Source organism: uncultured Slackia sp. (assembly GCF_934630525.1).
In the GTDB taxonomy this organism is placed as follows: domain Bacteria; phylum Actinomycetota; class Coriobacteriia; order Coriobacteriales; family Eggerthellaceae; genus Slackia.
This window is the reverse complement of record NZ_CAKTVX010000002.1, coordinates 113204-138922: the sequence shown is the minus strand read 5'-3', so window position 1 is coordinate 138922 and position 25719 is coordinate 113204. Positions and strand designations below refer to the sequence as shown.

At 57.0% G+C, this 25719-nt stretch carries 21 protein-coding genes; 17 read left to right on the top strand and 4 right to left on the bottom strand.

Annotated elements, in window-relative coordinates; genetic code table 11:
* The first annotated feature begins 151 nt into the window (after positions 1 to 151).
* The 10 genes from Q0D41_RS02610 (at position 152) to Q0D41_RS02565 (ending at position 9428) form a co-directional block, all read left to right on the top strand.
* Entirely contained in the window at positions 152 to 442 is a 291-nt protein-coding gene (locus Q0D41_RS02610; protein ID WP_114615394.1) for a hypothetical protein, read from the top strand.
* A 25-nt stretch (positions 443 to 467) separates the two neighbouring features.
* Positions 468 to 1271: a F0F1 ATP synthase subunit A gene (gene atpB / locus Q0D41_RS02605; protein WP_294374790.1), complete on the top strand. Its 804-nt coding sequence runs from the start codon at positions 468 to 470 to the stop codon at positions 1269 to 1271.
* A gap of 160 nt (positions 1272 to 1431) precedes the next feature.
* Positions 1432 to 1650 carry an ATP synthase F0 subunit C gene (gene atpE / locus Q0D41_RS02600; protein WP_114615392.1) on the top strand — a complete coding sequence of 73 codons (219 nt, stop codon included), beginning with the start codon at positions 1432 to 1434 and terminating at the stop codon, positions 1648 to 1650.
* A 17-nt stretch (positions 1651 to 1667) separates the two neighbouring features.
* On the top strand, positions 1668 to 2309 hold the full coding sequence (gene atpF / locus Q0D41_RS02595) for a F0F1 ATP synthase subunit B (protein WP_281667972.1): 642 nt from the start codon (positions 1668 to 1670) through the stop codon (positions 2307 to 2309).
* Positions 2299 to 2877, top strand: coding sequence for an ATP synthase F1 subunit delta (gene atpH, locus Q0D41_RS02590; RefSeq protein ID WP_114615390.1), 579 nt, complete (start codon positions 2299 to 2301; stop codon positions 2875 to 2877). The genes atpF and atpH overlap by 11 nt, the downstream gene beginning before the upstream one ends.
* Entirely contained in the window at positions 2871 to 4436 is a 1566-nt protein-coding gene (atpA, locus tag Q0D41_RS02585) for a F0F1 ATP synthase subunit alpha (RefSeq protein ID WP_183907127.1), read from the top strand. Before atpH ends, atpA begins: the two co-directional genes overlap by 7 nt.
* Positions 4437 to 4448: 12 nt before the next feature.
* Positions 4449 to 5345, top strand: coding sequence for an ATP synthase F1 subunit gamma (atpG, locus tag Q0D41_RS02580; protein ID WP_114615388.1), 897 nt, complete (start codon positions 4449 to 4451; stop codon positions 5343 to 5345).
* A gap of 15 nt (positions 5346 to 5360) precedes the next feature.
* Entirely contained in the window at positions 5361 to 6803 is a 1443-nt protein-coding gene (gene atpD, locus Q0D41_RS02575) for a F0F1 ATP synthase subunit beta (RefSeq protein ID WP_342767417.1), read from the top strand.
* 3 nt (positions 6804 to 6806) lie between these two features.
* Positions 6807 to 7070: an ATP synthase F1 subunit epsilon gene (gene atpC / locus Q0D41_RS02570; RefSeq protein ID WP_114615386.1), complete on the top strand. Its 264-nt coding sequence runs from the start codon at positions 6807 to 6809 to the stop codon at positions 7068 to 7070.
* A gap of 273 nt (positions 7071 to 7343) precedes the next feature.
* A complete protein-coding gene (locus tag Q0D41_RS02565) occupies positions 7344 to 9428 on the top strand; it encodes a hypothetical protein (protein WP_294374768.1) in 2085 nt (694 codons plus the stop codon).
* A 190-nt stretch (positions 9429 to 9618) separates the two neighbouring features.
* Here the strand turns inward: Q0D41_RS02565 and Q0D41_RS02560 are convergent, their stop codons facing one another.
* Positions 9619 to 10584: a helix-turn-helix transcriptional regulator gene (locus tag Q0D41_RS02560; RefSeq protein ID WP_294374766.1), complete on the bottom strand. Its 966-nt coding sequence runs from the start codon at positions 10582 to 10584 to the stop codon at positions 9619 to 9621.
* A gap of 246 nt (positions 10585 to 10830) precedes the next feature.
* Between Q0D41_RS02560 and Q0D41_RS02555 the strand changes: the two genes are divergently transcribed.
* A complete protein-coding gene (locus Q0D41_RS02555) occupies positions 10831 to 12417 on the top strand; it encodes a YfcC family protein (RefSeq protein WP_294374763.1) in 1587 nt (528 codons plus the stop codon).
* A gap of 180 nt (positions 12418 to 12597) precedes the next feature.
* Here the strand turns inward: Q0D41_RS02555 and Q0D41_RS02550 are convergent, their stop codons facing one another.
* A complete protein-coding gene (locus tag Q0D41_RS02550; protein ID WP_294374761.1) occupies positions 12598 to 13326 on the bottom strand; it encodes a B3/4 domain-containing protein in 729 nt (242 codons plus the stop codon).
* Positions 13327 to 13734: 408 nt separating this feature from the next.
* On the opposite strand from Q0D41_RS02550, the gene Q0D41_RS02545 reads away from it, so the two are divergent.
* Both Q0D41_RS02545 and dnaE read left to right on the top strand, forming a co-directional pair.
* Positions 13735 to 14274, top strand: coding sequence for a pyridoxamine 5'-phosphate oxidase family protein (locus tag Q0D41_RS02545; RefSeq protein WP_294374758.1), 540 nt, complete (start codon positions 13735 to 13737; stop codon positions 14272 to 14274).
* A 324-nt stretch (positions 14275 to 14598) separates the two neighbouring features.
* Positions 14599 to 18066, top strand: coding sequence for a DNA polymerase III subunit alpha (gene dnaE, locus Q0D41_RS02540; protein WP_294374755.1), 3468 nt, complete (start codon positions 14599 to 14601; stop codon positions 18064 to 18066).
* Positions 18067 to 18531: 465 nt separating this feature from the next.
* Here dnaE and Q0D41_RS02535 read toward each other — a convergent pair whose 3' ends face one another.
* Complete coding sequence (locus tag Q0D41_RS02535; protein WP_294374751.1) at positions 18532 to 19182, bottom strand: MOSC domain-containing protein; 651 nt, start codon at positions 19180 to 19182, stop codon at positions 18532 to 18534.
* 221 nt (positions 19183 to 19403) lie between these two features.
* On the opposite strand from Q0D41_RS02535, the gene truA reads away from it, so the two are divergent.
* Positions 19404 to 20318 (top strand): tRNA pseudouridine(38-40) synthase TruA, encoded by a 915-nt coding sequence (truA, locus tag Q0D41_RS02530; RefSeq protein ID WP_294374748.1) that lies wholly within the window; start codon positions 19404 to 19406, stop codon positions 20316 to 20318.
* Here the strand turns inward: truA and Q0D41_RS02525 are convergent.
* On the bottom strand, positions 20315 to 20470 hold the full coding sequence (locus tag Q0D41_RS02525) for a hypothetical protein (RefSeq protein ID WP_294374745.1): 156 nt from the start codon (positions 20468 to 20470) through the stop codon (positions 20315 to 20317). The two genes, truA and Q0D41_RS02525, sit on opposite strands and share 4 nt — an antisense overlap.
* 227 nt (positions 20471 to 20697) lie before the next feature.
* Between Q0D41_RS02525 and Q0D41_RS02520 the strand changes: the two genes are divergently transcribed.
* The 3 genes from Q0D41_RS02520 to recQ all read left to right on the top strand — a co-directional run bounded on the left by Q0D41_RS02520 (position 20698) and on the right by recQ (position 25460).
* A complete protein-coding gene (locus Q0D41_RS02520) occupies positions 20698 to 22077 on the top strand; it encodes a sodium-dependent transporter (RefSeq protein ID WP_294374742.1) in 1380 nt (459 codons plus the stop codon).
* 279 nt (positions 22078 to 22356) lie between these two features.
* Entirely contained in the window at positions 22357 to 23421 is a 1065-nt protein-coding gene (gene ychF / locus Q0D41_RS02515) for a redox-regulated ATPase YchF (RefSeq protein WP_294374739.1), read from the top strand.
* A 110-nt stretch (positions 23422 to 23531) separates the two neighbouring features.
* Positions 23532 to 25460, top strand: a complete 1929-nt coding sequence (gene recQ, locus Q0D41_RS02510; protein ID WP_294374737.1) for a DNA helicase RecQ — start codon at positions 23532 to 23534, stop codon at positions 25458 to 25460.
* Positions 25461 to 25719 lie beyond the last annotated feature (259 nt).

The following is a 25719-nucleotide window of genomic DNA, read 5'->3' as shown; positions in this document are numbered from 1 at the left end:
ATGGGCGTTATTTACGTGCCGCTTACGAGTTTTTTTCAACTTTTAAACGCTTCATGCATTCATATGCGTAGTTCTTTGTTAAGGTAACGCTTGTTTGCCACGGAATAGAGGCAAACAACACGACGAGAAGTAGGAGAGTGAGCACCGCAATATGCTCATCGCATTGGGAATTGTGACCGGTATCTTAGGGTTTCTGCCATTGTTCCTGTCTTTGAGGTTATCGCGCCGTTCTACTTCCACGCACGCCCTCACTATTGGCCTGTACGGCCTTGCGGGCGTTGCAATCTCTCTCGTCATACTTGTCGCGGGGCTTATCGCCTGCGCGATGCTTGCACGCGACGGGCTCGTGGGTTTCGTCGTGGCCGAAGGCATCGTGTTTCTGGGCTGCACCATCGCGTTCGTCGTGTACAAGAACGTGCTCGCCAAGCGCAAGCGCGTTTAAGTGAAATTAGTAAGGAAGGAAAGCTATGGAGGGTCTTGCAACCGCTCTCGGTAACTTCGTCGAGGAAGCACAAGGGCTCTCGGCCCAGTTCGATCCCCAGGTCGTGTTCTACATCGGCCCCTGGGGCGTCACGCAGTACATTGTGTGGCTGTTCATCGCTCTGGCCGTGACGTTCGTCGTCGTGCTCGTTGCCGCTAAGAAGATTTCGTTGGTCCCCACCAACAAATTCGTGAACACGGTTGAGTTTGGTTACGACTTCGTGAACAGCTCTATCGCTGAAGACGTTATTGGCGAAGGCTTCAAGAAGCATGTGCCGTTCCTCGCAACGATCTTCTTCTTCATCCTCGTCTGCAACATCTTGGGCCTCGTTCCCGGCTTCAAGACGTCCACCGGCGCCATTTCGTGCACCTGGGCTCTCGCAGTCATTTCGTTCGTGTACTTCAACTTCTATGGTATGAAGACCTTCGGCTTCTTCCAGTACTTCAAGAACCTCTGCCCGTCGGGCGTTCCTGGTCCCATGAAGCCGGTCATCTGGTTCCTCGAGCTCTTCTCGATGGTCATTCGCGTGCTTACCCTTGCCGTCCGACTTTACGGCAACATGCTCGCCGGCCACATGATGCTCGCCATCTTCAGCATCGCCACCACCTGCTTCATCCAGACCGCGCTGTTCTCCGGTTCCATGGACCTCATCGCCGGCCTGCCTTCGATTGCATGGTTCGCCCTGCTCGTTGTTATGTATGCCCTCGAGTGCTTGGTTGCTTTCATCCAGGCGTTCGTTTTCGCGATTCTGTCGGCTTCCTACGTGTCCACAGCGGTGCACGCGCACTAAGCCCGAATCGTTTGGCATCGACCGCCGCGTCGTTAAACCGCCCGCCCTGCGTGGCGCACACGCATAACTATGGTGTTGCAGCTGCACCCCTCAGCTGAGCAATATTGGATCTTGCCCCGACGCGACTTGAGAAGTGAGGGGCACGACAAAGGAGGAAACTGTGGAAATCACGCTCGCGCTCGCCGCACTGAAGGTCGTCGGCTACGGCCTGGCCGCCATCGGCCCCGGCATCGGCATCGGCATCGCCACCTATGGCCTTTGCACCGCTGCTGCCCGCCAGCCTGAAATGAAGGGTACGCTCATGGGCTACTTCTTCATCGGCGCTGCTATGTCTGAGGCGCTGGCTCTGCTCGGCTTGGTTCTGTTCTTCATCGGCTAATCACGCTCGATCACTGCATGATTACTAAGAAAGAACAGGAGGCAAACGAGTTGAAGCATTTCAACAAGGCAGCTGGCAAGCTCAGTGCCGTGGCTCTGTCCGCTGGTGCTCTCGCTCTGTCGTGCCCGACGTATGCGTTCGCTTCCCAGGAAGGTGGCATCGAAGCCATTCTGCCTGAGATGAGCGAATTCATCCCCATGCTCGTCGCCTTCATTATTCTGTGGATCGTCCTGGCCAAGTTTGGCTGGCCCGTCTTCGACAAGATGCTTGAGAAGCGCGCGAACACCATTCGCGACGACCTCAAGAACGCTGAAGAAGCGCGCCAGGAAAGCGAGCGCGTGCTTGCTGAGTACCAGCAGCAGCTCGCTGAGGCCAAGGTTCAGGCTTCCAAGATCGTCGCCGACGCCAAGAAGGCCGGCGAAGATGTGAAGGCCGACATCACCGCCAAGGCGCAGGCAGAAGCCGCCGGCATGATTGAGAAGGCCCACGCGGCCATCGAGGCAGAGAAGAAGGCCGCTATCGCCGACCTTCAGGGTTCTGTCGCCGACCTCTCGATCAACGTCGCGGCCAAGCTCATCGGCAACGACTTGACCGATGACGAGCATCGCAAGATGATCGAGCGCTATGTCGCAGAGGCAGGTAGCTTCAATGCCAAATAATCGACTGCTCGCAAAAGAAGAGGTCGCGACCTATTCCGGCATGCTCCTCGACGCCGCCCTTGAGCAGGGTGGGGCAGAGCGCGTGCTTGAGGTTCGCGAGCAGCTGGATTTCGTGCTTCGCACCTATCGCGGCAACGCGGATTTGCGCGAGGCGCTTGGCAATCCGGCGTACTCCCCTGAGCAGCGACACACGTTGGCCGTCAACGTGTTCGATGGTATCGATCCTTTGGCCGTCAGCGTTATCGCTGTCATGGCTGAGCGTGGCGACCTCGACAAGCTTTCTTCTACCGTGAATGCGTACCGCAACGCGGCCGAGGAAAAGCTCGGCGTAGCGGTTGTCGATGTCACCACTGTGGTGGCTCTCGACGATCACCTGCGCGAGGTCATCACCGAGAAGCTCTCTGCTGATCTGGGTAAGAAGGTCGTGCTGCGCGAGCACATCGACGCTTCTATCCTGGGCGGCATCATTATGAGCACCAATGGAAAACGCATCGATGCGAGCGTTGCTTCCGAACTGGAACATGCGCGCATCGTGCTCAAAGAAGAAAACGATGGAGGTGAATGCTAGTGACTGAAATCACCGCGAAGTCTATCGACGAAGCGCTGCGCAAACAGCTGGAGTCCCTCGACACGAGCGTCGATGCACGCGAGGTCGGTACGGTCGTCCAGGTTGGCGACGGTATTGCTCGCGTCGACGGCTTGAAGGGCGCCATGGCCGGCGAGCTCCTCGAGTTCATTGGTGAGGGCGGCAAGACCGTGTACGGCTTGGCCCAGAACCTTGAGGAAGAGGAAGTCGGCGCTGTGCTCCTCGGCGATGTCACGGCAATCCGAGAGAACGATCAGGTTCGCACCACCGGCAAGATCATGGAAGTGCCTTCGGGCAAGGGTCTTCTCGGCCGCGTTGTGAACCCGCTTGGCATGCCCATCGACGGCAAAGGCCCCATTAAGGCCGACGGCTATCGCCCCGTCGAGTTCAAGGCTCCTGGCGTTATCAGCCGCAAGCCCGTGCATGAGCCCATGCAGACCGGTATCATCGCAGTTGACTCGATGATTCCTATCGGCCGTGGCCAGCGCGAGCTCATCATTGGCGACCGCCAGACCGGCAAGACTGCTATTGCTATCGATGCCATTATCAACCAGAAAGACAACGACATGATCTGCATCTATGTCGCTGTTGGCCAGAAGGCCTCTACGGTTGCTGGCATCATGGAGACTTTCGAGAAGTACGGCGTTATGGACAAGACGATCATCGTCGCCGCCACCGCCGCCGACTCGGCTCCTCTGCAGTATATCGCTCCTATGGCTGGTGCTGCAATGGGTGAGTACTTCGTCTACAACGGCGAAGACGGCAAGCCCGCTGGCCCCGAGAACCTCGGCCGCCACGTGCTTATCACCTATGACGACCTGACTAAGCAGGCTGTTGCTTACCGTCAGATGTCGTTGACCCTGCGTCGCCCGCCGGGACGCGAAGCTTACCCCGGCGACATCTTCTACCTGCATTCGCGCCTGCTGGAGCGTGCTGTGAAGATGAACGAGGAATACGGCCTCGGCTCCATGACGGCTCTGCCGATCATCGAGACCCAGGCAGGCGACGTGTCTGCATACATTCCGACCAACGTTATTTCTATTACCGACGGTCAGATTTACCTGCAGACCGACCTGTTCTATCAGGGCCAGCGCCCCGCTGTCGACGTCGGCATTTCGGTGTCACGCGTTGGTGGCTCCGCGCAGACCAAGGCCGTCAAATCGGTTTCCGGTACTCTGCGCCTCGACCTTGCTGCATATCGCGAGCTCAAGGCGTTTACCCAGTTCGGTTCTGACCTTGACAAGTCTACCCAGGATCAGCTGAACCGCGGCGCCCGCATGACCGAGCTGCTCAAGCAGGGCCGCTACAGCACCCTTTCCTTCGAGGAAGAGGCCGTGGCTGTCTACGCTGGCGGCAAGGGCTTCCTGGACGACGTACCGGTTTCTGACGTCGTGCGCTTCCGCAACGAGCTCATCGAGTTCCTGCGCGCAAGCCACGCTGACGTCCTGAAGAAGATTCACGACGATGCGAAATTCACCCCTGAAAGCGAAGCTGCGCTCAACGCTGCTATCGACGCTTTCAAGGCGCAATTCGTGGCGTAAGGAAGGCCCAAAATGCCTAACCTGCACGACATTGAAAAGCGCATCAAGTCGGTTTCTTCGACGAAGCAGATTACGCGCACCATGGAAATGGTCGCTGGCGCGAAGGTTAAATATGCCACCGAGCGTATTCAGACCTCTGCTCCTTACGCCGACTCCATGACCGAGATGCTGCAAGGCGTCGCGGCGCGCGTGCAGGCCAGCGAGAACCCCTTGCTGGAAAAGCGTGAGAGCGTAAAGCGTGTCCTGTGTGTGGCCGTGGTTTCCGACCGCGGCCTCGCAGGCGGCTTTAACTCGAACGTCCTGCGCACCGTCGAGAAGACGATTCGCGCGAAAAAGGCGCAGGGTGTCGAGGTGGACGTTATCGCCTGTGGCAAGAAGGCCGGTGGCTTCTTCAAATTCCGCGGCGTGACGCCGGTTCTTGATTTCAAGGACCTCTCCGCCGATCCGACGTTTGAAGAGGCGAGCGAGATCGCCGATTACGCTGTCAAGGCGTATGAGGAAGGCTCCGTCGACGAGGTCGTTCTGGTGTACAACCACTGCAAGAACGCGGCTGAGCAGGTGCTCCGTGAGGAAGTCATTCTGCCGGTCGATACCGAGGCTGTCGTTGCTGCGGCTGCCGAGGAAACCTCCGAGAATGCCGAAGTCTCCGCGAGCGTTGAGTTCGAGCCCGAACCCGCCGATGTGCTCGCGCGTCTTCTGCCCGCTTACCTGCGCACGTCGATCTACCATGCGTTGATCGACTCTGCTGCTGGCGAGCAGGCCGCACGCCGCACGGCAATGCACTCGGCTACCGAGAACGCCAACGAGATGGTGGAAACGCTGTCGAGAGTGTATAACCGCGTACGTCAAGGCGCCATCACCACAGAGATCTCCGAGATCGTTGGTGGCGCTGCAGCTTTGGAGGATTAAATGGCTGACGAGAGAATGCTTACCAAAGCGGAACTCGAAGCCAGCAAGGGTGCCACCGGTCGCATTGTGCGTATCGTCGGCCCTGTTGTTGACGTCGAATTCCCTGCGGATCAGCTGCCGGCGATTTATAACGCGCTGACGGTTGATGCGAAAACCCCCGCCGGCGAAATGCACGTTGTTCTGGAAGTTGAAACCATGCTTCCTGGCAACCTCGTGCGTTCCGTCGCAATGAGCTCTACCGACGGCCTGGTGCGTGGCACCGAGGTCGTTGACACGGGTCATCCGATTATGATGCCCGTTGGCCCTGAGACCCTTGGCCGCATTTGGAACGTCATCGGCGAGCCCGTCGATGAGAAGCCGATGCCCGAGGTTTCTGGCTACATGCCGATTCATCGCCCCGCGCCTGAATACGATACCCTGTCCACGAAGACCGAAATCTTTGAGACGGGCATCAAGGCTATCGACCTTATCGAGCCCTTTATCAAGGGTGGTAAGACTGGCCTGTTCGGCGGCGCTGGCGTTGGCAAGACCGTTATCATCCAGGAGCTCATCAACAACCTGGCGCAGGAGCACGGCGGCACGTCCGTCTTCACCGGCGTCGGCGAGCGTACCCGTGAGGGTACCGACCTGTACCTGGAGATGAGCGATTCTGGCGTTATCAACAAGACCTGCTTGGTCTACGGCCAGATGAACGAGCCTCCGGGAGCGCGTCTGCGCGTCGGCCTGGCTGGCCTGACCGAGGCGGAGTACTTCCGCGATCAGGGCCAGGACGTTCTGTTGTTCGTTGACAACATCTTCCGCTTCACCCAGGCGGGCTCTGAGGTTTCGGCTCTGCTCGGCCGTATGCCTTCCGCCGTTGGTTACCAGCCCACGCTGGCTACCGAGATGGGCGACCTGCAGGAGCGCATTACTTCTACCTCTACGGGCTCCATTACGTCCGTTCAGGCTGTTTACGTTCCCGCTGACGACTTGACCGACCCCGCGCCGGCCACGACGTTTACCCACCTGGATGCGAAGACCGTTCTGTCTCGTTCCATCGCCGAGCTGGGTATTTACCCCGCCGTCGACCCGCTGGAGTCCACCTCTCGCGCTCTTGAGCCTGCTATCGTTGGCGAAGAGCACTATCGCGTGGCTACCGGCATCCAGGAGCTTCTGCAGAACTACAAAGACCTGCAGGACATCATCGCTATTCTGGGTATGGACGAACTTACTGAAGAGCAGAAGCTCACGGTTTCCCGTGCGCGTAAGGCTCAGCAGTTCTTCGGCCAGTGCTTCCACGTTGCGACCCAGTTCACGGGCCTGCCGGGCAAGTACGTCAAGATGGAAGACACCGTTCGTTCCTTCGCTGCCATTCTCGACGGCGAGTGCGACGAGATTCCTGAGCAGTGCTTCCGCCTGAAGGGTGGCATCGACGACGTGTACGCCGAGTACGAAGCCATGAAGAAGGACGAGGCATAAGCGATGACGAAATTTGCCTGCGATATCGTGACGCCTGAGGCGAAGTTCTACTCCGACGAGGTCCACTTCGTCGTGGTGCCCGGATCCGAAGGCGAAATGGGTTTCCTCTATGACCATGTGCCCTTGGTCTCGACGCTCGCGGACGGCGTTGTTCGCGTTCAGAAAGACGAAGGCGGCCCCTTCAAGGAATTTGCCGTTGAAGGCGGTTACGTGCAAGTGAGCGGTGACAAAGTCATCATCCTTGCCGACAAGGCCGAAGAGAAATAGCATCCATTGCATCTCTGAAAAGCCGATCCCGTTTGGGGTCGGCTTTTTTGTTTGCCGTGTGGAGCTGGAACGCGGCGCGAAACAATGGGCGCGGTTGCCTTTTCTGCGGGTGCCGCTTGTTTCCTCCGTTGGTATTCGGCTGAATTGGTCGTTGTCTTTTGCCAGGTCAGACCCAATTACTTTTAGTGCCTTCTAGCCATTTCTTTGTTTCTGTGGTTGTATTAATACGATTACGCATCTGCAATGTATTCGAACCACGCGTAAGGAGGGCTTATGGCTCTGTCTCATTTTGCTTATACGCGCCGTAATGTTATTTCGAGCGGCGTTGCGGTTGCTATGGCGGCGACGATGGCATTTCCCGCCGTTGCGCTTGCCGATACCTTCAATGGCTCTGAAGGAGATTCAGCAGCCTCTCATTCTGCCGGCCTGGAAGCTGGCGTTTCGGTTGACGAAGCTGCGGCAAGCTCTGCAGGGGAGTCGCAAACCAATTATGTAGCCGAGACAACCGGCGTGCAGGTGAATAAGGAAGACTATTATTCCGAAGAAGGCTCTCCCGAGGCGCTTATGTCGCTGTTTTCGATGGGAAGATCCGCGTCGGGGTTGCGTCCTGTGAACCTGAGCAGCGATGTAACGTATTTCGGTGCCTATGAGGGCGGCAGCTACGCTCAAACCTTGAGTTCGGGCGACGGCTTCCATGCGGTTGGCTATTATCAGTTCGATAATCGCTACGGTCTGCTCGATTTCATTCGTGCGGTGTACGCATACGATCCGTTGAAGTACTCGATGTTTGAGCAATTCAACTATGTCGCCGATTCGACCTTCAAAGCCGATAATGCCATGCGTCAAAACGGCCAATTCACGGCGCTTGGCGTCGCGTTGAACTCTTCGTGGAAAGCCGCATACGCGGCTGATGCCGAGGAATTCTCTCGTCTGCAAGATGGCTGGGAATACATCAAGTACATCGAGCCTGCGCTCGACTATCTTGACTCTCGTGGAATCGATATTTATAGCCGCGCCGATGCCGTTCAGGGCCTCTGCGCGAGCTTGTGCAACCTTTTCGGCCCGTCTGGATGGCATAAATTCGTCGGAGGGTATTCCGATGGCTATGACTGGAACGGCTTCTACAATAGCTGGAAATATTGGGATGGTTGCGGCCTGAATAACGATATGACCGATGCTGAGTTCGTGAGCACGCTGTGCGACTATGTGGTCGAAAACGTCGTCGTGTTCTACAAGGGCCAGCCTCAATATCATCAGGGTTGGCAGAATCGCTACAAGCGCGAGAAGGCCCAATGCCTCGCGATGATTGCCGAGCATGGCGATACCCATGTGAAAGCCGATGAGCCAACCCAGCCGAGTGAGCCAACCCAGCCGAGCGAGCCAACCCAGCCGAGCGAGCCGGGCAATGGTGGAATCGCTAGTGGCGATTCGGTGTCGAACGGTGATTGTGCCTCGAATGGCAATGATTCTTCCGCATCGGGTGCTGGCAATGGCTCTTCTTCAAGCAGCGAGCCGTCGGGTGGCAATAATGCTGCTGCGGGCGGAAATAGTAGCTCGAATAATGAGGGCCCTTCGCCGAGCAACGGAAATGCGAATTCCAATGGCGCTGGTGCTGCGTCTTCGGGCGATGCCTCGAATTCGACGGGGGCCGGCAATGGGTCGAGCGTTGGAGCTTCGGGCGGCTCGGACTCTTCGTCGGTTGGAAACGGGAGTGCAGCTGGGGGCGTCTCTAGCGGAAGCAACGGTTCCGGTGCAGGATCGGGTTCGAATTCCGATGCAGCATTGGGATCGGATGCAACGTCTGGCTCCGCTTCCTCTTCGGGCGGTTCTGCTTCGACGGGCGCTCCTGTCGTGAATATGGCGCCTCTCGTTCCGCCTTTCTCGATTTTGGGCGGCACGTTGAATGGAGCCGGAAATAACGCTTCTGGTTCGAACCAGGCTCCTTCGAATGATTCCGGTGCTTCCCAAAGCCCTGAGGAGTCCAATGGCGTCCTTGACGGCGCAACCCAGGGTGGGGCGTCTGGGAAAGAAGAGGGCGGAAGCGATATTCAGCCCGATAATGGCATGCAGAACAAAGCCGATGCCGCAGATGACGAGAAAAAGGCCGAGGATGGTTCCTTGAGCCTTGCAAAGGCGTTGGATAGCGAACCCGATGCGGCCACAGTGAAGGCCGAATCGGGTTCTGCCCAGGGTGAACAGGCTGCAGCCGACAACCAGGTACAGCAGGACAACAGGCTGTCTCAAACCAACGACAGCATGAAGGGCCTCATTATCGCGATGGCTGCGATTGCCGTTGCGGCGCTTTCGGTTATCGGCGTGGTCGTTTTCCGAATGACTCATCGCAGGGACGATCGTTAGCGGCGGCGCCTCACCGATCAAGTAAAAAGCCGAGCTCGTGACACGACGAGCTCGGCTTTTTTGCTTTCAGAAACCTGCTAAATGCTCGTAGCGTTTAGCAGGTTGCCGATAGCATGGGGCGTACGCGATGCTTGAGCGTTGCCTTGCGGCACATTGGGATCGTGAGGACGGGAAGGCGAGTGCAAACGGGTTATGACATTTTGCGGAAGTCGCGCATGAGCTCCTGGCGGTTCGCCTGGGCCGTTTTCTTCAGGATGTTATGCACGTGCACCTTCACGGTCGATGCGGCGAGGCTGAGTTCTCCTGCGATGTTTTGGTTGTCTTTGCCTTCGAGCACCATGCGAAGTACCTCGGTTTCACGTGCGGAAAGGCCATAGTGCTGCGCATAGCCAGCAAGGCCGGCATTGATGAATGCTCCAACGCGGCCTTCAGCTTCGGCAGGGGGCTTCTCAAAATGAATCGAAAGCAGCTTGTAGCACGAGGTTCCAATAAACGCCGCCATCCACAACATGAGGGCGTTTTCCGCGAAATTGCGTTCAGGGAAAAACGGCACCGCGCCCGATTCGACCAACACGGGATCGATGTAGAACAGGAAGAGGACGTTTTCGATAAGTATGGCAGCTCCGAGCACGAGTACGCCAACATATGCTATGCGATGGCGCCACATGCGTTCGCGCAGGGCATCGCTTCGCCCCATATACCGAACGGCGATGTAGACCATCATCCAAAGCAGATAGAGCGTGCGCATGCCGTAGAACATGAAGAGGTGCGTGTTGCCTGCTGGCATAAATGCGTACACGAGCAAGCTCGCGACGACGAACACGACGGCCGGCGCGATTTGCAGCGCGCGGCGTTGCTCGTCAAGTGCGTCGCACACCATGAGCCAGAAAGCCGTGAACAGCCCGCAGCCCGTAACGATGGATGCGACTTGCGATCCAATGAAATACACCGATTCGGGCATGGTAGCCGTGGAGCTTACCATGAAGTCGTCCAAGAAGACGAGCGCGACGTCAAAGAAGTAGAACAGAAAGCCAATGCAAGCGAAGCCGAGAGACTTGCGATGCGTGACCAAAAACGTCGACAAGCACATTGCCGACGTCATGATGCTCACCAGCAAAATGATAAGCGTGTAATAAAACAGAGCGACCAAACCCATGGTTGCCCCCTTTTCACAGTACTAGTTTCCCCTACAACCATTGTAGACCTCTCTGGCTGGGTGTGAGTCGAGGATTATGCGAGGCGTATTTGCTGACCTGGGTAAACGGCATGCTACACCCAAGATATACCCCTTATGCACCAGAGTTATACGTAGCCAAATCGTTACTTTTCCCGATACACTCGCGCCAGAGAGAGGGGCGTTGGGCGCCATACGGGTGCGAGCCCCACGTCACAAGGAGGAAATATGGCAGAAGAGGCAGTGGCCACGCCGGTGGGAAACGGCGCGGCTGACGGAAAGCCGAAGAAGAAGCACAAGCTCAGCTTCCCCACGGCATTTACGATCCTGTTCGTAATCACCATTCTCGCAGTTATCGCAACGTGGTTTATTCCCGCGGGCGCCTATTCCAAGGTCGCCTACGTCGCTGATTCGGGCGTGTTCCAGATCACCGAGCCCGATGGCAATGTTCGTACTATTGAAGGTACGGCCGAGGCATTCCATGCCGACCCTGAACTCGCCGACATGAAGATCGACGTCAATCAGTTCTTGAACGGCGCTATCACCAAGGCGATTTCTGTTCCTGGCACCTACACCGAGCTCGAGTCTCAGCCCATGGGTGTTGCCGATGTTTTCACCTCGATGGTCAATGGCACCATCAACGGCGTTGACATCATGGTCTTCATCTTGGTTCTTGGTGGCTTGATCGGCGTTGTGAACGCATCCGGCGCATTCGAGAGCGGCTTGGTCGCGCTCACGAAGAAGACGAAAGGTCGCGAGTTCGCGCTCGTATTCCTCGTGGCCGCGCTCATGGTTTTGGGCGGCACCACCTGCGGTCTCGAAGAAGAGGCTGTTGCGTTCTACCCGATTCTGGTGCCTATCTTCTTGGCACTGGGCTATGACTCCATCGTCTGCGTTGGCGCTATCTTCCTCGCAGGCTCCATGGGCACCACGTTCTCGACGATCAACCCGTTCTCGGTCGTTATCGCTTCAAATGCTGCCGGCGTTATCTGGACCGAAGGCATCATGTGGCGCGTTATCGGCTGCGTCGTTGGCGGCATCGTCGTTATCTCTTACCTGTATTGGTACTGCAAGAAGGTTAAGGCGAACCCCGAGTTCAGCTACACCTACGAAGATCGCGAGAAATTCGCCAAGCTCTACGCTACGCATGACCCCAATTCCGACAACATTCCTGCGTTCGACTGGAAGCGCAAGGTCATCCTGGTGCTCTTCATCATGGCGTTCGTCATCATGGTCTGGGGCGTTGTGACCCAGGGCTGGTGGTTCCCGCAGATGGCCGCTTCGTTCCTCGCTGTCGCCATCGTCTGCATGTTCCTGTGCGGCCTCGATGAGAAGACCGTCACCGACGCATTCGTAAGCGGCGCTTCGAGCCTGGTTGGCGTTTCGCTCATCATCGGTCTCGCCCGCGGCGTCAACATGATCATGGAGAACGGCCTGATTTCTGACACGCTTCTGTACTGGGCTTCCAACGCAGTCGCCGGTATGTCTGGCCCGCTGTTCATCCTCATGATGATGGTCATGTTCTTCCTGCTCGGCTTTATCGTGCCTTCTTCTTCGGGCCTGGCCGTGCTCGCAATGCCGATTCTGGCGCCGCTCGCCGACACTGTTGGCATCGACCGCTCCATCGTTGTTTCCGCTTACAACTGGGGCCAGTACGCAATGCTCTACCTCGCACCTACGGGTCTGGTCATGGCAACCCTGACCATGCTCGACATGAAGTATTCCCACTGGGTGAAGTTCGTTCTCCCGATGGTTGGATTCCTGTTCGTGTTCGGTGGCGCCCTGCTCGTTATCCAGGTTATGGTTGGCGCCTAACCTACGGTATATCCTAATCGCCCGCGGCAGCTCAACCACGCGCGGCGAGTCGCCATACGTCCCCGCCACGGGACGACTGAAGCCGCCCTTTCCCCTGGGCGGCTTCTTTCTTTTCCGAAGGGGAGCGCGGCCGTGTTTCCGGACATTCGTCTTGGGTGCACGGCCGTTTTGCTTTTGCGGTTACTCGACGATCGTCATTTCGGGGCTGTCTTTCGTGACGATTCCCTTCGCTGCCACTTCCGCGCCCAGGAAACGGTGCATCAAATCGGCGAACTCGTCGAGCGCGGCATGCAATTCGGGCAGGCGGGCGCCATCGACGCATTCAATAACGAGAATTGCGTTACGGGAGTCGTCGGTGAGCTCGGTGCGCTGGCCATCGCGCCAATTGAAGCAACGGCATACAGCGCCTTCTTCGTCGTAGTAACACAGTTCGCCGGGAAGGGTGGGGGCGTTTTCCTCTTCTCCAATAGGAAGGAACGGCTTGCCTCCTTCTTCGTCGATTCCCAGGTGAAAGTCGCCTACGAATGCGTCGATGTTCTCTCCGCCAACGGGCAGGGCGTACTTCAACGAAATCGCATTGTAAATGTCGACCGATGGCGTGATTGAGCCAACGGGGTTGCCTTTGAGCACGCGCTTGAGCAGGTTCTCGATGGAGCAGCGTGCTCCCTTCTTGGTTTTGAAGAGCTGGTATGCTTGACGCCATACGGCCACGACCTCGTTTTCGGAGATGGTGTCACTCGTAAGGTGCTGGTTCGCCGCTGCATTCGCCTCGTTGAGGATGCTCGCAATGGCTGCCTTGTCTTCGCTGGATACTTCGTCAGCGGTTTTCATGGCGCGCACGACCATGATTCCAATCGAAGCTTCTGGCAGAATTTCCCAAAAAGACGGTTCGGCGATGAATTTCTGCATGGCGGGTCCTTCCTGTGTTCGTTTCACGCTATGGAATTCGATGCGGCTTTCCTGGGCTGCTGTTTCCTCGAAAAACAAAAGCACTCGGGCCAATCGCGGCTTCAAAGGCCTAACGTCGCGATTGATCCGAGTGCTCGGTTTCCCACCCGGCGGCGGGATGTTCTTCAATTTGTGGTGCACTTTATCAAAAATGGGATGGCTCTGCAAGGTTCAAAGCCATTGATGGGTACAATATGCGCACGTGATCGGGTCAGCTGTTTGTTGGCGTTCGTTCTGCATCGAAGCCTGCCGCGTTTCGCTTTTTGCGCGCGTTGGTTTGAACGAGATGGGCGGCAGGGGACATGCCCCACTTTCCAGGACATCTTTGCTCGATTGCGCGTGTTCGCCATGGTTGAGAGGAGCTTCGTTATGAAAAACTACCCAATGCAGTACGCCGACCGTGAGATATCCGTCGAAGACGCTCTTGAGGTTCTCGACGAAGGGGAGTTCATCACCGTGGCGACTGTCGACGACGATGGCATGCCGTATTGCGTACCGTTGTCGTATGTGGTTGAACGCGGTTGGGGCTCTGTTGAAAGTGCCGGCGAAGGCGAGGCGCCCGTGTGCCGTATCTATATCCATACGACGAAGAATGATGGGCATAAGATGGCCAACTGGCGTCGCGACGCTCGCGTATGGGGTAGCGTCGCGTGCGAGGTGGAGCCGTGCTACGAAGAAACCTTCTTCACCACGCGCTTTGCGAGCGCGATGGTTGCGGGTCGCATTCGTCATGTCGAGAGCTCGCTCGCGGTGCGCAAAATGCTCGTAGCGTTGTGCATGAAATACATGCCTTCCGAAAAGCGCGAGATTGGCGGCGCAATTGAGCGCGAATTCGATATCACCGATGTTTGGTGCATCGATGTGGAACGCATTACGGGCAAGGCTGGTCGACGCAAACCGAAAGCGTAGAGCTCTGGGTGAGCGCTGCTTCGGCATGCAGCGTGAATGGACCGAATCGATGTGTGATTCGGGACGTCATGGTGCTTCTAAGCTAGAGTGCGATTCATGAGCGACATAAGGCTTATGGGCGTGGGTGCCGTTTCGGGACAAGAGCGCGGTTTTCGACTGCGATCTCGTGGTTTCAGAAGCCGCTCGGAACCTGTTAAATGCTATGAGCATTTAACAGGTTTTCTGCGTGGCATACGGCTCTTGCGCTCGCCTGATCGCTATGATAAAAACTATGTTATAGAAAACGACCATTTGTTCGTAAATATACGGAAGGGGTAGGGCTGCATGGCTTTCGTCCATTTGCATAACCATACCGAATATTCCATGCTCGACGGCGCCACCAAAATCAAAGACATGGTGCGCCGCGCGGCAGATCTTGACATGCCCGCCGTGGCCATTACCGACCATGGCGTCATGTGCGGCGTGCCTGAGCTGTGCGATGCGTGCGAGGCGGTGGAAAAAGAAACCGGCAAGAAGGTCAAGCCCATTTACGGATGCGAGATCTACTTTACGGAAGACCCCGAAATCGGCTCGAAGGTGAAGTCGCGCCTGTATCACATGGTGCTGCTCGCGAAAAATAACGTGGGTTATCACAACTTGCTGCACCTCGTGAGCGAATCGCATTGCGACAACTTTTATTACAAGCCGCGCACTACGTTCGACATGCTGAAGAAATACGCCGAGGGCTGCATCGCCTCAAGCGCGTGCATCGCGGGCATTATTCCGCGCTGCATCGATGCGCGCGATTTCGAAGGCGCCGAGCAGTGGGCTCGCAAGCTTGCTTCGCTGTACGAGCCGGGTGATTTCTATATCGAGCTGCAAGACCAGGGCATTACCACCAACGGCGGCATGAGCCAGCGTGAGATGAATGGGCATTTGAGCGACATCGCGAATAAGCTCGGCTTGAAGACCATCGCGACGAACGACTTCCACTACCTTCGCCGCGAAGACGCTCGCGCGCAAGATCTTATGCTGTGCATTGGCACGGGCTCGCTCATGGATGACGAGAATCGCATGCGCTTCGCGAACGACCAGTTCTATATGAAAACCGAAGAGGAAATGCGTGAAGCGTTGCGCGATTTCCCCGAGGCGTGCGACACCACGGTGGAAGTTGCCGAGAAATGCAATGTTGTGCTCGAGCGCGATTCAATTCTGCCGCGTTTCCCCTTGCCTCCGGGATACACTGAAGAAACGCTGTTCCGCAAGGAATGCGAAGATGGCCTGAAACGCCGCTATGGCGAACCCATTCCGAAAGACGCGTGGGATCGCTATATGTATGAGGCGGGCGTTATTATTCAACAGGGGTTCCCGGCATACTTCCTTATTGTTCAGGAATACATCCGCTGGGCGCGAGAGAACGGCATTGCCGTAGGCCCGGGCCGTGGCTCGGCTGCAGGCGCTATTTGCACGTATGCCATGGGCATTACCGACCTCGACCCTTTGCCGAACGGCTTGCTGTTCGAGCGCTTCCTGTCGCCCGAACGCGTTGAGATGCCCGATATCGACGTCGACTTTGAGGATGAGCGACGCCAGGAAGTTATTGAGCATATTAAAGATTTCTACGGCGAAGACCACGTGTCAGGCGTTATCACGTTCGGCAAGCTGCAGGCGAAGAACGCCATTCGCGACGCGGCTCGCGTGCTTGGCCAGCCTTATAGCGTGGGCGATCGCTTGTGCAAAATGGTCGGCGACGAATTGGGCATCACGATCGACAAGGCGCTCGATGCGAATCCCGATTTCAAGAAGGCATACGACGAGGAACCTGAAACCAAAGAAGTCGTCGACGCCGCTCGCTCGATTGAGGGCAACGTGCGTGGCGAGGGCGTGCATGCGTGCGCGACTATCATTTGTCGCGACCCCATGGCTGACCACGTTCCCATGAAGCGCGACACCAAAGGTGGCGGCATTATTACGCAATATGACGGCCACTATACGCCCGACCTGGGTTTGCTTAAGATGGACTTCTTGGGTTTGCGTACATTGGGCGTGCTTTCGCGCGCGTGTCGCAACGTGAAAGAGCGTTATGGCATCGAGCTTATTCCCGAGCAGATTCCTACCGAAGACCCGAAGGCTTTCGAGCTTATGCGCTCGGGCAACATGGACGGCTTGTTCCAGGTTGAAGGCGCTTTGTATGTGAGTTTGTTTGGCAGGCTTCCACCGCACCGATTCTCGGACATCGTCGCGTCAATTGCGTTGAACCGCCCGGGCCCGCTTGAGTCCGGCATGGTCGACGACTACATCAAGGTTGCGAGCGGCAAAACCGCTGTGCATTATTACGACGAGCGCCTGCGCCCGGTTTTGGAAGAAACCTACGGCACCATGGTCTACCAAGAGCAGATTATGCAGGTGTCTATGGTCATGAGCGGCTTCTCGGCAGGCAAAGCTGACAAGCTGCGTAAGGCTATGGGCAAGAAAAAGCTCGACGTCATGATGAAGCTGAAGGACGACTGGTGCAACGGCGCTGTCGAAAACGGCTATTCGCTCGAGATCGCAAACCAAATTTGGTCTGACGCCGAGAAGTTCGCGAAGTACGCGTTCAACAAATCGCACTCTGCCGCATATGCGATTCTCGTTATGCGCACGGCGTATTTGAAGGCGCACTACCCGAACGAATATATGGCTGCAGTGTTGTCGAGCTACATGGGCAACGCCGACAAGCTCATTAAATACATCGCGAGCTGCACGCATTCGGGCATTCCCGTTTTGCCTCCTGACGTGAACTCTTCGAACCTGGAATTCACGCCGCTTGACGAAGGCATTCGCTTTGGTTTGGCCGGCGTGCGCGGCGTTGGCGGTGCAGTCGCCGAAGCGATTATCGCCGAGCGTGAAGCGAACGGTCCGTTCACGAGTTTGCACGACTTCGTGAACCGACTCGACACGAAGTGCTACAACCGTAAAACGCTTGAAGCGCTCATCAAGTCGGGCGCGTTCGATTCGACGGGATACACGCGCAAGCAGCTCATGTATTTCATCGAGCAAACGCCGCTTCTGGAAAGCGCGTCGAAGCGCCAGAAAGACCGCGATGCGGGACAGGTGAGCATGTTCGACATGTTTGCGGCCGATAACGATTCAGGCTTTGCCGAAGACATTCCTGCGCCCGATGGCGTCGAGTGGGATAAGCGCACGCTTTTGTCGTACGAGAAAGAGATTCTGAAGATCTATGTCTCGGATCATCCGTTGCGGCAATACGAGGCAGCTTTGCGTCGCATCACGAAGTTCCGCCTGGGCGATTTGGCTGAGCACAATGGCGACATTCCTTCGGCGACGTTCGCGGGCCTTATTACGAGCGTGCAGGTCAAGCTCACCAAAAAGGGCAAGAAGATGGCGAACTTCGTGCTGGAGGATACGTCGGGCCATTGCGAAGGTGTGTGTTTCAAGTATGACGACTTCGCCGATGCTCTTGAGCAGGACGCTATCGTGAAAGTGCGCGGCAAGTTCGAGCACTCCGACCGCGGCGACCAGATTATGGCCTTCGAGGTGGAGCGTCTGGCATTTGACGCGTCTCAAATAGGGCCGAGCCAGCTCGAGATTCGCCTTTGGGCGAGCGAGATGAACGCGTTGCGTTCCCAGCAACTGCAGCAGATTTTGCGCAGCCATCCGGGTGACGATGCAGTGGTATTGTTCATTCGCCAAGCAGATGGACGTAAGTTCCGCGCCGAGCTGCCTATTAAGGTCGACTTGACGAAGAACATCATCTATTCCGAGTTGCTTGATTTGTTCGGGCGCAAGGTATGGGGTTCGAGCGCCGCATAGGTCATACGAAAAAGAGGAAGGCATCGCCTTCCTCTTTTTGCTTAGCAGGGCTTCCGCGCCTCGCGCGTTCCGCGACCACAGCGGGCTACCGTTCGCTGGAGCTCACTATGCGCCCGCTTGGCTTCGCTTAACTTTAGATTAAGAGCATATGTGAACTCAGACGGTCGCGGGACGCGCAAGGCGCGGAAGCCTGTCGAAGTAAACCGTGGGACGGTCTTTGCTCCGCCATGCCGCCCTCGGCGGCTTCGGGGCAATGCAAAGGAACTGACGCCGCGTCTATGTTTCGGTTGAGCCACAGCATATTCGGCACCTGGCTTGGCCCGGCCCGCCATGGACCGTCTGTGTTCATGCCTCATTCGTTCAATATGAAACACAGCCAAGCGGGCGCATAGTGAGCCGAAGGCGAACGGTAGCCCGCTGTGGTCCTAGGCGGGCTGGGCCGAGCCAGGCGTCGAACGTTGGTGGTTAGAGCGTTCCGTTGCGACGAGCTTCTTCGACTTCGGCGATAGCGTCGGCGGGGGAGTACTCGCAGGTGCCATCGCCGACTTTCAGCACTTCGAGGGCGTCGCTCGGCTTGACCGTTCCGCCTTGGAGCACGACGCCGAAAATGCCTTCACGTGGGAAGATGCAATCGCCTGCGAGGTAGTAGATGGCGCACCGCGTGTGGCACACCTTGCCGATTTGCGAGATCTCGATAATCACGTCTTTGCCGATTTTGACCTGGGTACCCATGGGCATATGCATTACGTCGATGCCTTCGGTACAGAAGTTCTCAGCGAAATCGCCTTCTTTCACATCGAGCCCCATAGCTTGGGCGCGTTCGATGGATTCCCAGGCAAGAAGCGAGACTTGGCGATGCCAATCGCTCGAGGCGTGTGCGTCGTTTTTCACTCCGAAATGCGCGACGACCTCAACGCCCTTGGGGATAGGCTCTTTGCGTGTTCCTTTGCGCTTCGAGATACATGTTGCACGAATGACGCCTTTTTGGCCTACTTCGGTTTTGATGTTGGGTTCCGGAACGAAGTTCTTGCCGTCAATATACTCGTGGATATCGATAGACCCTTCGGGCGCGGTTGTGCGTGCGCGTGATTTGGATGGCTCGTTGTTTTCGGTCATGATTCCCCCTTGCGAATATGCTCCGCTCAGTATAAAAGCTAGAAACCAATCAATGCAATAGGATTAATGGGATGATGCCGTCTTGTTCTCATTCGTGCTCTTTCGTCTTGCCTCGGTGCATGGTGCTCGGGTGCGCTCATGGATGGCTTCGAGTCGCTGGAATGCCGCGTGCAACCTTTTTTCGGTATACTTCTGCGGTTGGATTTTGATAGGAGCCCGCTGTGCCTCAATGCGATCATATTGATGAAACTCAACCTGTTGCCACGGGCGCGCCCGATGCTGCTGCGCGTGCGGAAATGCGCGCGAAGCGCGTGGAGGACGCTCTTGCCGCTGGGTTTTCCCACACGGTTTCGTTGACGCTTGGCTATGAGGGATCGGGTTTTGCGGGATATGCCCGCCAGGCGGAAACGCACATCAAAACGGTGCAAGGGGAGCTCGAGTCTGTTCTCTCGATGCTCTACAAGCGCGATGTTCCCGTTGTTTGCGCGGGGCGCACCGATGCGGGCGTACATGCCCGCGGGCAGGTCGTGAGCTTCGACATGTCGGAAGACGAATTTCAATCCCGATCGTTCCGTGGGTTGCAACGTTCGCTTAATGCCCTGGTCGATGAGGCGATTTCGATTTCTTCTATCGATGAGCGTCCGCTCGGTTTTTCCGCTCGATTCGACGCGTTGTGGCGCGAGTATCACTACCACATTTGCACGAGCACGGCTCGTCCGGTGCTCATTGCGCCCATCGCGTGGCATTTGGGCGGCGTGACGCTTGATATCGATGCGATGAACGAGGCCTGTTCGCACCTTATTGGCGAGCACGATTTCAAGAGCTTCTGCATGGCAGCCTCGGCGGTAGGCAAGCCAACGCATCGCAATGTCATGGAGCTTTCGGTGTATCCCGAGATTATCGCCGGCACCGAAGTCGTGACCATTCGCGTGGTGGGCAACGCGTTTCTGCATTCCATGGTGCGCACGATGGTCGGAACGCTCGTGGAGGTCGGCCGTGGAAGCAAATCGCCCTCTTGGGTAGGCGATGTGCTGGTGGCGCGCGACAGGCGAGCGGCGGGCCAGAATGCGCCTGCGGCAGGTTTGGTGTTCTGGAAGGTTGAATACCCCGAAGACATGCAGCCTCTTTGCGGTTAATCGCGCGACGAGGAGTCGGCGATTTCCCAATGTGTATCGGGCTTTTGGGCGATTTCGCTTTCGCTCGCCCGCATAGAGCTTCCGAGTGACGATTTCTGCTGGCGCTCGGGGTTTTCCTCGTTGTGCGAGCAGGGTTTTTGAAACCTTGGCATAACTCGTTTCAGAATGCGGCGCAAAAGCGGTGGTTCTGTGGCGCATTGTGCCGTCTACGAGAAAAACCCGATAGTTGGAGGGTTTTTCCGAAAGCTGATTTAGAATATCTCCTTAAGTCTTTTGGCCCCACGCGACGCCACTCGCCAGGGTCCAATTCATTTCGATAGAAGAAAGAACGCGGGCATGCCACGTGCCTGCGCGCCGCATGCGCGGCGGGAGGAATCTCATGTCAGAAACTACAAAATCACGAGCAACGTGGTCAGGCAAACTTGCCTTCGTGTTGTCTGCGGCCGCTTCTGCGGTTGGCCTGGGCAGCATGTGGCGTTTTCCCTATTTGGCTGCGAAATACGGCGGCGGCATGTTTTTGTTCATGTACCTCGTCTTCGTGTTCACTATTGGCCTTGCGTTGCTGCTGCTTGAGACGTCGCTTGGTCGCAAGACGGGGCAGAGCTGCATTGGCGCGTTCAAGGCATTCGGCAAGAAGTATGCGTTCATCGGCATTTTCATGTCGGCGGTTCCGTTCATCATCGTGCCGTATTACTGCGTAATTGGCGGTTGGGTCACGAAATACCTGTTCGGCTATATCGTGACCGCTCCTGAGGTGCTTGCCGACGGCGGCAATTATTTCTCGACCTTTATTAGCTCGGGTGCCGAGAGCATCGTTTTCATGCTCATCTTCATGGCTTTGACGTACTTCATTGTTGCCCTCGGCGTGAACAAGGGCATCGAGAAGGCGAACCTCATCATGATGCCTGCACTTATCGTGATGGCTGCCGCCGTTGCGATTTATGCGCTCACTTTGCCAGGCGCTATGGACGGCCTTGCCTACTACCTGATTCCCGACTTCAGCAAGTTCTCGCCTGAACTGGTTATCTCCGCGCTTGGCCAGACGTTCTTCACCCTGTCGCTCGCCATGGGCATTATGGTGACGTATGGCTCCTATTTGCAGAAGTCTACGAAGCTCACCTCTTCGGTTTCGCAGATTGCGGGCACCACGTTTGGCGTTTCGTTGCTCGCGGGTCTTATGATCGTTCCCGCTACGTTTGCCGCGCTTGGTTCGGGCGATGCCGTGGCTCAGAACTCTGGCCCGTCGCTCATGTTCATCATCCTGCCGCAGGTGTTCGAGAATCTCGGCGGCGCAGCGACCATCATCGGCGTCGTGTTCTTCGTGCTCGTTTTGTTCGCGGCCCTTACCAGCTCGATCTCGCTCGTTGAGACTTGCACGTCCATCATTACCGACGGCGCTGGCTGGTCTCGCAAGCGCTCGCTTATTGCGACCATCGTGTTTGTGACGCTTATGGGCGTTGTCGTGAACCTGGGCTACAGCTCGTTGTCGTTCATTCAGCCGATGGGCGAGGGGTCGAGCATCCTCGATTTGCTCGACTTCATCTCCAACTCGGTGATGATGCCCATCGCTGCTCTTCTTACCTGCGTTTTTGTGGGTTGGATTATTAAGCCCCAGACGCTCATCGACGAGGTGCGCGTGTCGGCTCGTTTCCGTCTGGCCAATGTGTGGTCGGTCGTCATCAAATATATCGCGCCTGTGATGCTCGTTGTTATTCTGGTCGCGTACGTCGCTCAGACCATGGGTCTGTTCAGCATGTAACCGATCGGCTTTCCGCTCATTTAAGGGGCCTGCTTGCTTCGTTTCCCGTTCGTCGGCCTGACGATCGGGGCGAGGTGAGTAGGCCTCTTTTTGTTTTCTGAAGGATGAACGCTGTGGGACGTCGCTTTCATAAGCGTCGAATCTTATTGCGATATTTGAACGATACGGGCGCCGTATGACGATATCGAGTGGGGAATTGTCGAAAACGGCGCAGGTTGCGCGGCGTTTTGCTATCATTGATGAGTTTTATCGCCGCAAGTAAGTATGAAGGGGATGCGCATGTCGCTTTCTATCGGTATTGTTGGCCTGCCCAACGTTGGCAAGTCTTCGCTTTTCACCGCCCTTACCAAGAAAACCGGGTTCGCCGCGAACTATCCGTTTGCCACTATCGAGCCCAATACGGGCATGGTTCCCGTTCCCGACTATCGTTTGGATGAGCTCGCGAAAATCGACCACCCGGCTAAAATCGTGCCGGCAACGGTCGAATTCGTCGATATCGCTGGCCTGGTTGCCGGCGCAAGCCAGGGCGAAGGCCTGGGCAACAAGTTCTTGGCCAACATCCGCGAAACCGATGCGATTTGTGAGGTCGTTCGTTTCTTCAGCGACCCCAACGTCGAGCACGTTTCCAAGAAGGTCGACCCGCAAAGTGACGTCGAAACCATCAAGACCGAGCTCGTGCTGGCCGACATCGCCACGGTCGATAAGGCGCTGCCTCGCCTTGAAAAGGAAGCGAAGCGCGATAAGTCGCTCATGTTCAAGTTCGAGACCGCCAAGAAGGTGCTCGCGGGCCTGAACGAAGGCCATCGCGTGCTCACGCTGGGCTTGACCGATGAAGAGCTCGCCGCCATCAAAGACCTGTGCCTGCTTACGTGCAAGCCCATGCTCTACATTGCCAACGTCGATGAGGACCAGCTCAACGCCGAGCTCCCCGAAATCGACGGCCAGATTCCCGTGCCTATTTGCGCTAAGACGGAAGCCGATTTGGCTGAGCTCGATCCCGAAGACGCCAAGATGTTCATGGAAGAGCTGGGCCTTTCCGAAAGTGGCCTCGCTCGCCTTATTCGCAGCGCTTACGCCCTGCTGGGCCTGCAGAGCTACTTCACGAGCGGCGAAACCGAAACGCGCGCTTGGACCATTCCCGTGGGCGCGAAAGCGCCGCAGGCTGCGGGCGTTATCCACTCCGACTTCGAGCGCGGCTTCATTAAGGCCGAAACCGCGAGCTTCGAAGACTATGTGTCTCTCGGCGGTGAAAAGGGCTGCCGCGACGCTGGCAAGCTTCGCCAGGAAGGCAAGGAGTACGTGGTGCAGGACGGCGACGTCATGCACTTCAAGTTCAACGTGTAACAGGCAGATACGCCCGAGGGGGCTTCTATCCTGTTTCGTAGATGGGCGATGTGCGCATTGCGTGCGTTGCCCATCTTTTTGTCGTGGGCGTTTTTGGAAAGGGCGAATCGATGGCGAATATTCAGGGGCTTTCGGCGGCGAACATGACGCCGTGCGCGCCTTCTATGGACGCCGCCCGAGCGGCCCTTTCGACGTATTACGGTTACGAAGCGTTTCGCCAGGGGCAAGAGGTGCTCATTGGCGCCGTGCTTTCTGGCCGTGACGCGCTCGGCATTATGCCCACGGGTGCTGGCAAGTCGTTGTGCTATCAGATTCCTGGGATTGTTCTGCCGGGGCTCGCGTTGGTGATTTCTCCACTCGTTTCTCTTATGAAAGACCAGGTGAACGCCCTTATCGATGCAGGTGTGCGCGGAGCGTTTTTGAATTCGACCTTAACGCCCGGCCAGCAGCGCACCGTGCTTGCGCGCGCCGAGGCGGGCACGTACAAAATCATGTACGTAGCGCCCGAGCGTTTGGCCGATCCGCTATTCCAAGAGTTCGCGAGCCGCATCGAAATTCCCCTTATCGCCGTTGACGAGGCCCATTGCGTGTCTCAATGGGGCCAAGATTTTCGCCCTGCCTATACTGGCATCTCTGATTTCGTCGAAAGTCTGCCGAAGCGACCGCCCGTCATCGCGCTTACCGCCACGGCGACCGATAAAGTGCGCCGCGACGTTTCGGCTTTGCTTGGGCTGCGAAACCCCGAATGCGTCGTGACAGGTTATGATCGCGCAAATTTGAAATTCGGCGTCGAAAAGCTCAATTCGAAGCAGAAGCGCACGCGAATCGCCCAGTTCATTGCGGCGCATTCGGGCGATTCGGGCATCGTGTATTGCTCGACGCGCAAAGATGTCGACGGCCTTTCGGGCTGGCTTGCCGCCGAAGGGCTGCCTGTGGCTCGCTACCACGCCGGCATGAATAAGGCCGAGCGCGACGACGCCCAAGAGCGGTTCATCAATGACGATGCTCCCATTATGGTTGCGACGAATGCCTTTGGCATGGGAATCGACAAGTCGAACGTGCGCTGGGTTGTGCATTACAACATGCCGAAAAGCCTTGAGGCGTATTATCAGGAGGCGGGTCGCGCGGGACGCGATGGCGAGCCGAGCGAGTGCCTTCTTCTGTGGTGCGATGGCGACGTGTCCACCTGCCGCTTCTTTATCGAAGGCGACAGCGAGTATGCCACCCAACAGCCGGAAGAGGCCGAAATCGCGCGAGCCGCTCAGCGTCGCATGCTCGAGGCTATGGTGGGGTATTGCCACACGACGGGCTGTTTGCGCCGATATATCCTCAATTATTTCGGCGACCAAACGCCGTTTGAAAATGGTTCGGCCGAGTGCGGGAACTGCTTGAATTGCCTTGGGGAATTCGAATCGATCGACGTGACCGATACGGCGCGCGCCTGCGTGAAGTGCGTGCGCGAATTGGGCGGCGCGTTTGGCAAGACCCTCGTGGCCGATATCGTGCGCGGCTCCAAATCGCAGCGCGTGTTCGAGGGGAATTTTGAAACGCTTGATTCCTACGATACGGTGAGCGACTCGATTTCGCAGGTCAAAGAGGTCATCGAATTGCTTGCGTCCGAGGGCTTTCTGCAGGTGAGCGAAGGGAAGTTCCCGACCGTCGGTCTTGGCGAACGCTCGCACGAGGCCTTCATGGAAGACTTCACGTTCTCAATCAAACAGATGAAGAAGCCCACACTTCCCAAGAAAGGAAAAGCGGCGTCCTCGTCCGCATCTTCCGCGACGTTTGGCGTTGGTGCGACGAGCGCGGGCGACGATGCGCTGTTTGAAGAGCTGCGCGCGTTGCGCAAACAGCTCGCCGATGCAGGGAATATCGCCCCTTACATGGTGTTTTCCGACCGAGCGCTGCGCGATATGTGCGCGCGCCGTCCGAAGGACGCGCTCGATTTCCTCGAGGTCAACGGCGTGGGCTCGCGCAAGCTCGAGCGCTATGGCGAAGCGTTCCTCGACGCCATCGCGAAGTTCGAGGCAGGGGAGTAGGGGCGATTGCGACTCCCTTCGAGCGGTAGCCCGTCGTGGCCCAGGGGAAAGCCCCGCCGAGCGCCCATCCGTTGGGATCCGAGTCTCCGACAAACAGGTTGCTCCAACCGGGCACACGCGTCCTGCGTATTTCGGTCTGTTGAACTTTACTGGGCATCTGGTTGGCTCGTGCGTAGTTGCCTGCGGGTTTGCTATCATACGAACGTTATGTTCTCATGCAGTTCGCTTTGGGAAACTGCTGGCAGGTTGCCTGCGGAAA

Coding starts and splice junctions, on each gene's coding strand:
- Q0D41_RS02560 (WP_294374766.1), bottom strand. CDS start 10,584: ATGGGTTTGGTCGCTCTGTTTTATTACACGCTTATCATTTTGCTGGTG.
- recQ (WP_294374737.1), top strand. CDS start 23,532: ATGGCGAATATTCAGGGGCTTTCGGCGGCGAACATGACGCCGTGCGCG.
- Q0D41_RS02555 (WP_294374763.1), top strand. CDS start 10,831: ATGGCAGAAGAGGCAGTGGCCACGCCGGTGGGAAACGGCGCGGCTGAC.
- Q0D41_RS02525 (WP_294374745.1), bottom strand. CDS start 20,470: ATGCCAAGGTTTCAAAAACCCTGCTCGCACAACGAGGAAAACCCCGAG.
- Q0D41_RS02610 (WP_114615394.1), top strand. CDS start 152: ATGCTCATCGCATTGGGAATTGTGACCGGTATCTTAGGGTTTCTGCCA.
- atpF (WP_281667972.1), top strand. CDS start 1,668: ATGATTACTAAGAAAGAACAGGAGGCAAACGAGTTGAAGCATTTCAAC.
- dnaE (WP_294374755.1), top strand. CDS start 14,599: ATGGCTTTCGTCCATTTGCATAACCATACCGAATATTCCATGCTCGAC.
- atpB (WP_294374790.1), top strand. CDS start 468: ATGGAGGGTCTTGCAACCGCTCTCGGTAACTTCGTCGAGGAAGCACAA.
- Q0D41_RS02520 (WP_294374742.1), top strand. CDS start 20,698: ATGTCAGAAACTACAAAATCACGAGCAACGTGGTCAGGCAAACTTGCC.
- atpC (WP_114615386.1), top strand. CDS start 6,807: ATGACGAAATTTGCCTGCGATATCGTGACGCCTGAGGCGAAGTTCTAC.
- Q0D41_RS02565 (WP_294374768.1), top strand. CDS start 7,344: ATGGCTCTGTCTCATTTTGCTTATACGCGCCGTAATGTTATTTCGAGC.
- atpD (WP_342767417.1), top strand. CDS start 5,361: ATGCTTACCAAAGCGGAACTCGAAGCCAGCAAGGGTGCCACCGGTCGC.
- atpG (WP_114615388.1), top strand. CDS start 4,449: ATGCCTAACCTGCACGACATTGAAAAGCGCATCAAGTCGGTTTCTTCG.
- ychF (WP_294374739.1), top strand. CDS start 22,357: ATGTCGCTTTCTATCGGTATTGTTGGCCTGCCCAACGTTGGCAAGTCT.
- atpH (WP_114615390.1), top strand. CDS start 2,299: ATGCCAAATAATCGACTGCTCGCAAAAGAAGAGGTCGCGACCTATTCC.
- atpA (WP_183907127.1), top strand. CDS start 2,871: ATGCTAGTGACTGAAATCACCGCGAAGTCTATCGACGAAGCGCTGCGC.
- Q0D41_RS02535 (WP_294374751.1), bottom strand. CDS start 19,182: ATGACCGAAAACAACGAGCCATCCAAATCACGCGCACGCACAACCGCG.
- Q0D41_RS02545 (WP_294374758.1), top strand. CDS start 13,735: ATGAAAAACTACCCAATGCAGTACGCCGACCGTGAGATATCCGTCGAA.
- Q0D41_RS02550 (WP_294374761.1), bottom strand. CDS start 13,326: ATGCAGAAATTCATCGCCGAACCGTCTTTTTGGGAAATTCTGCCAGAA.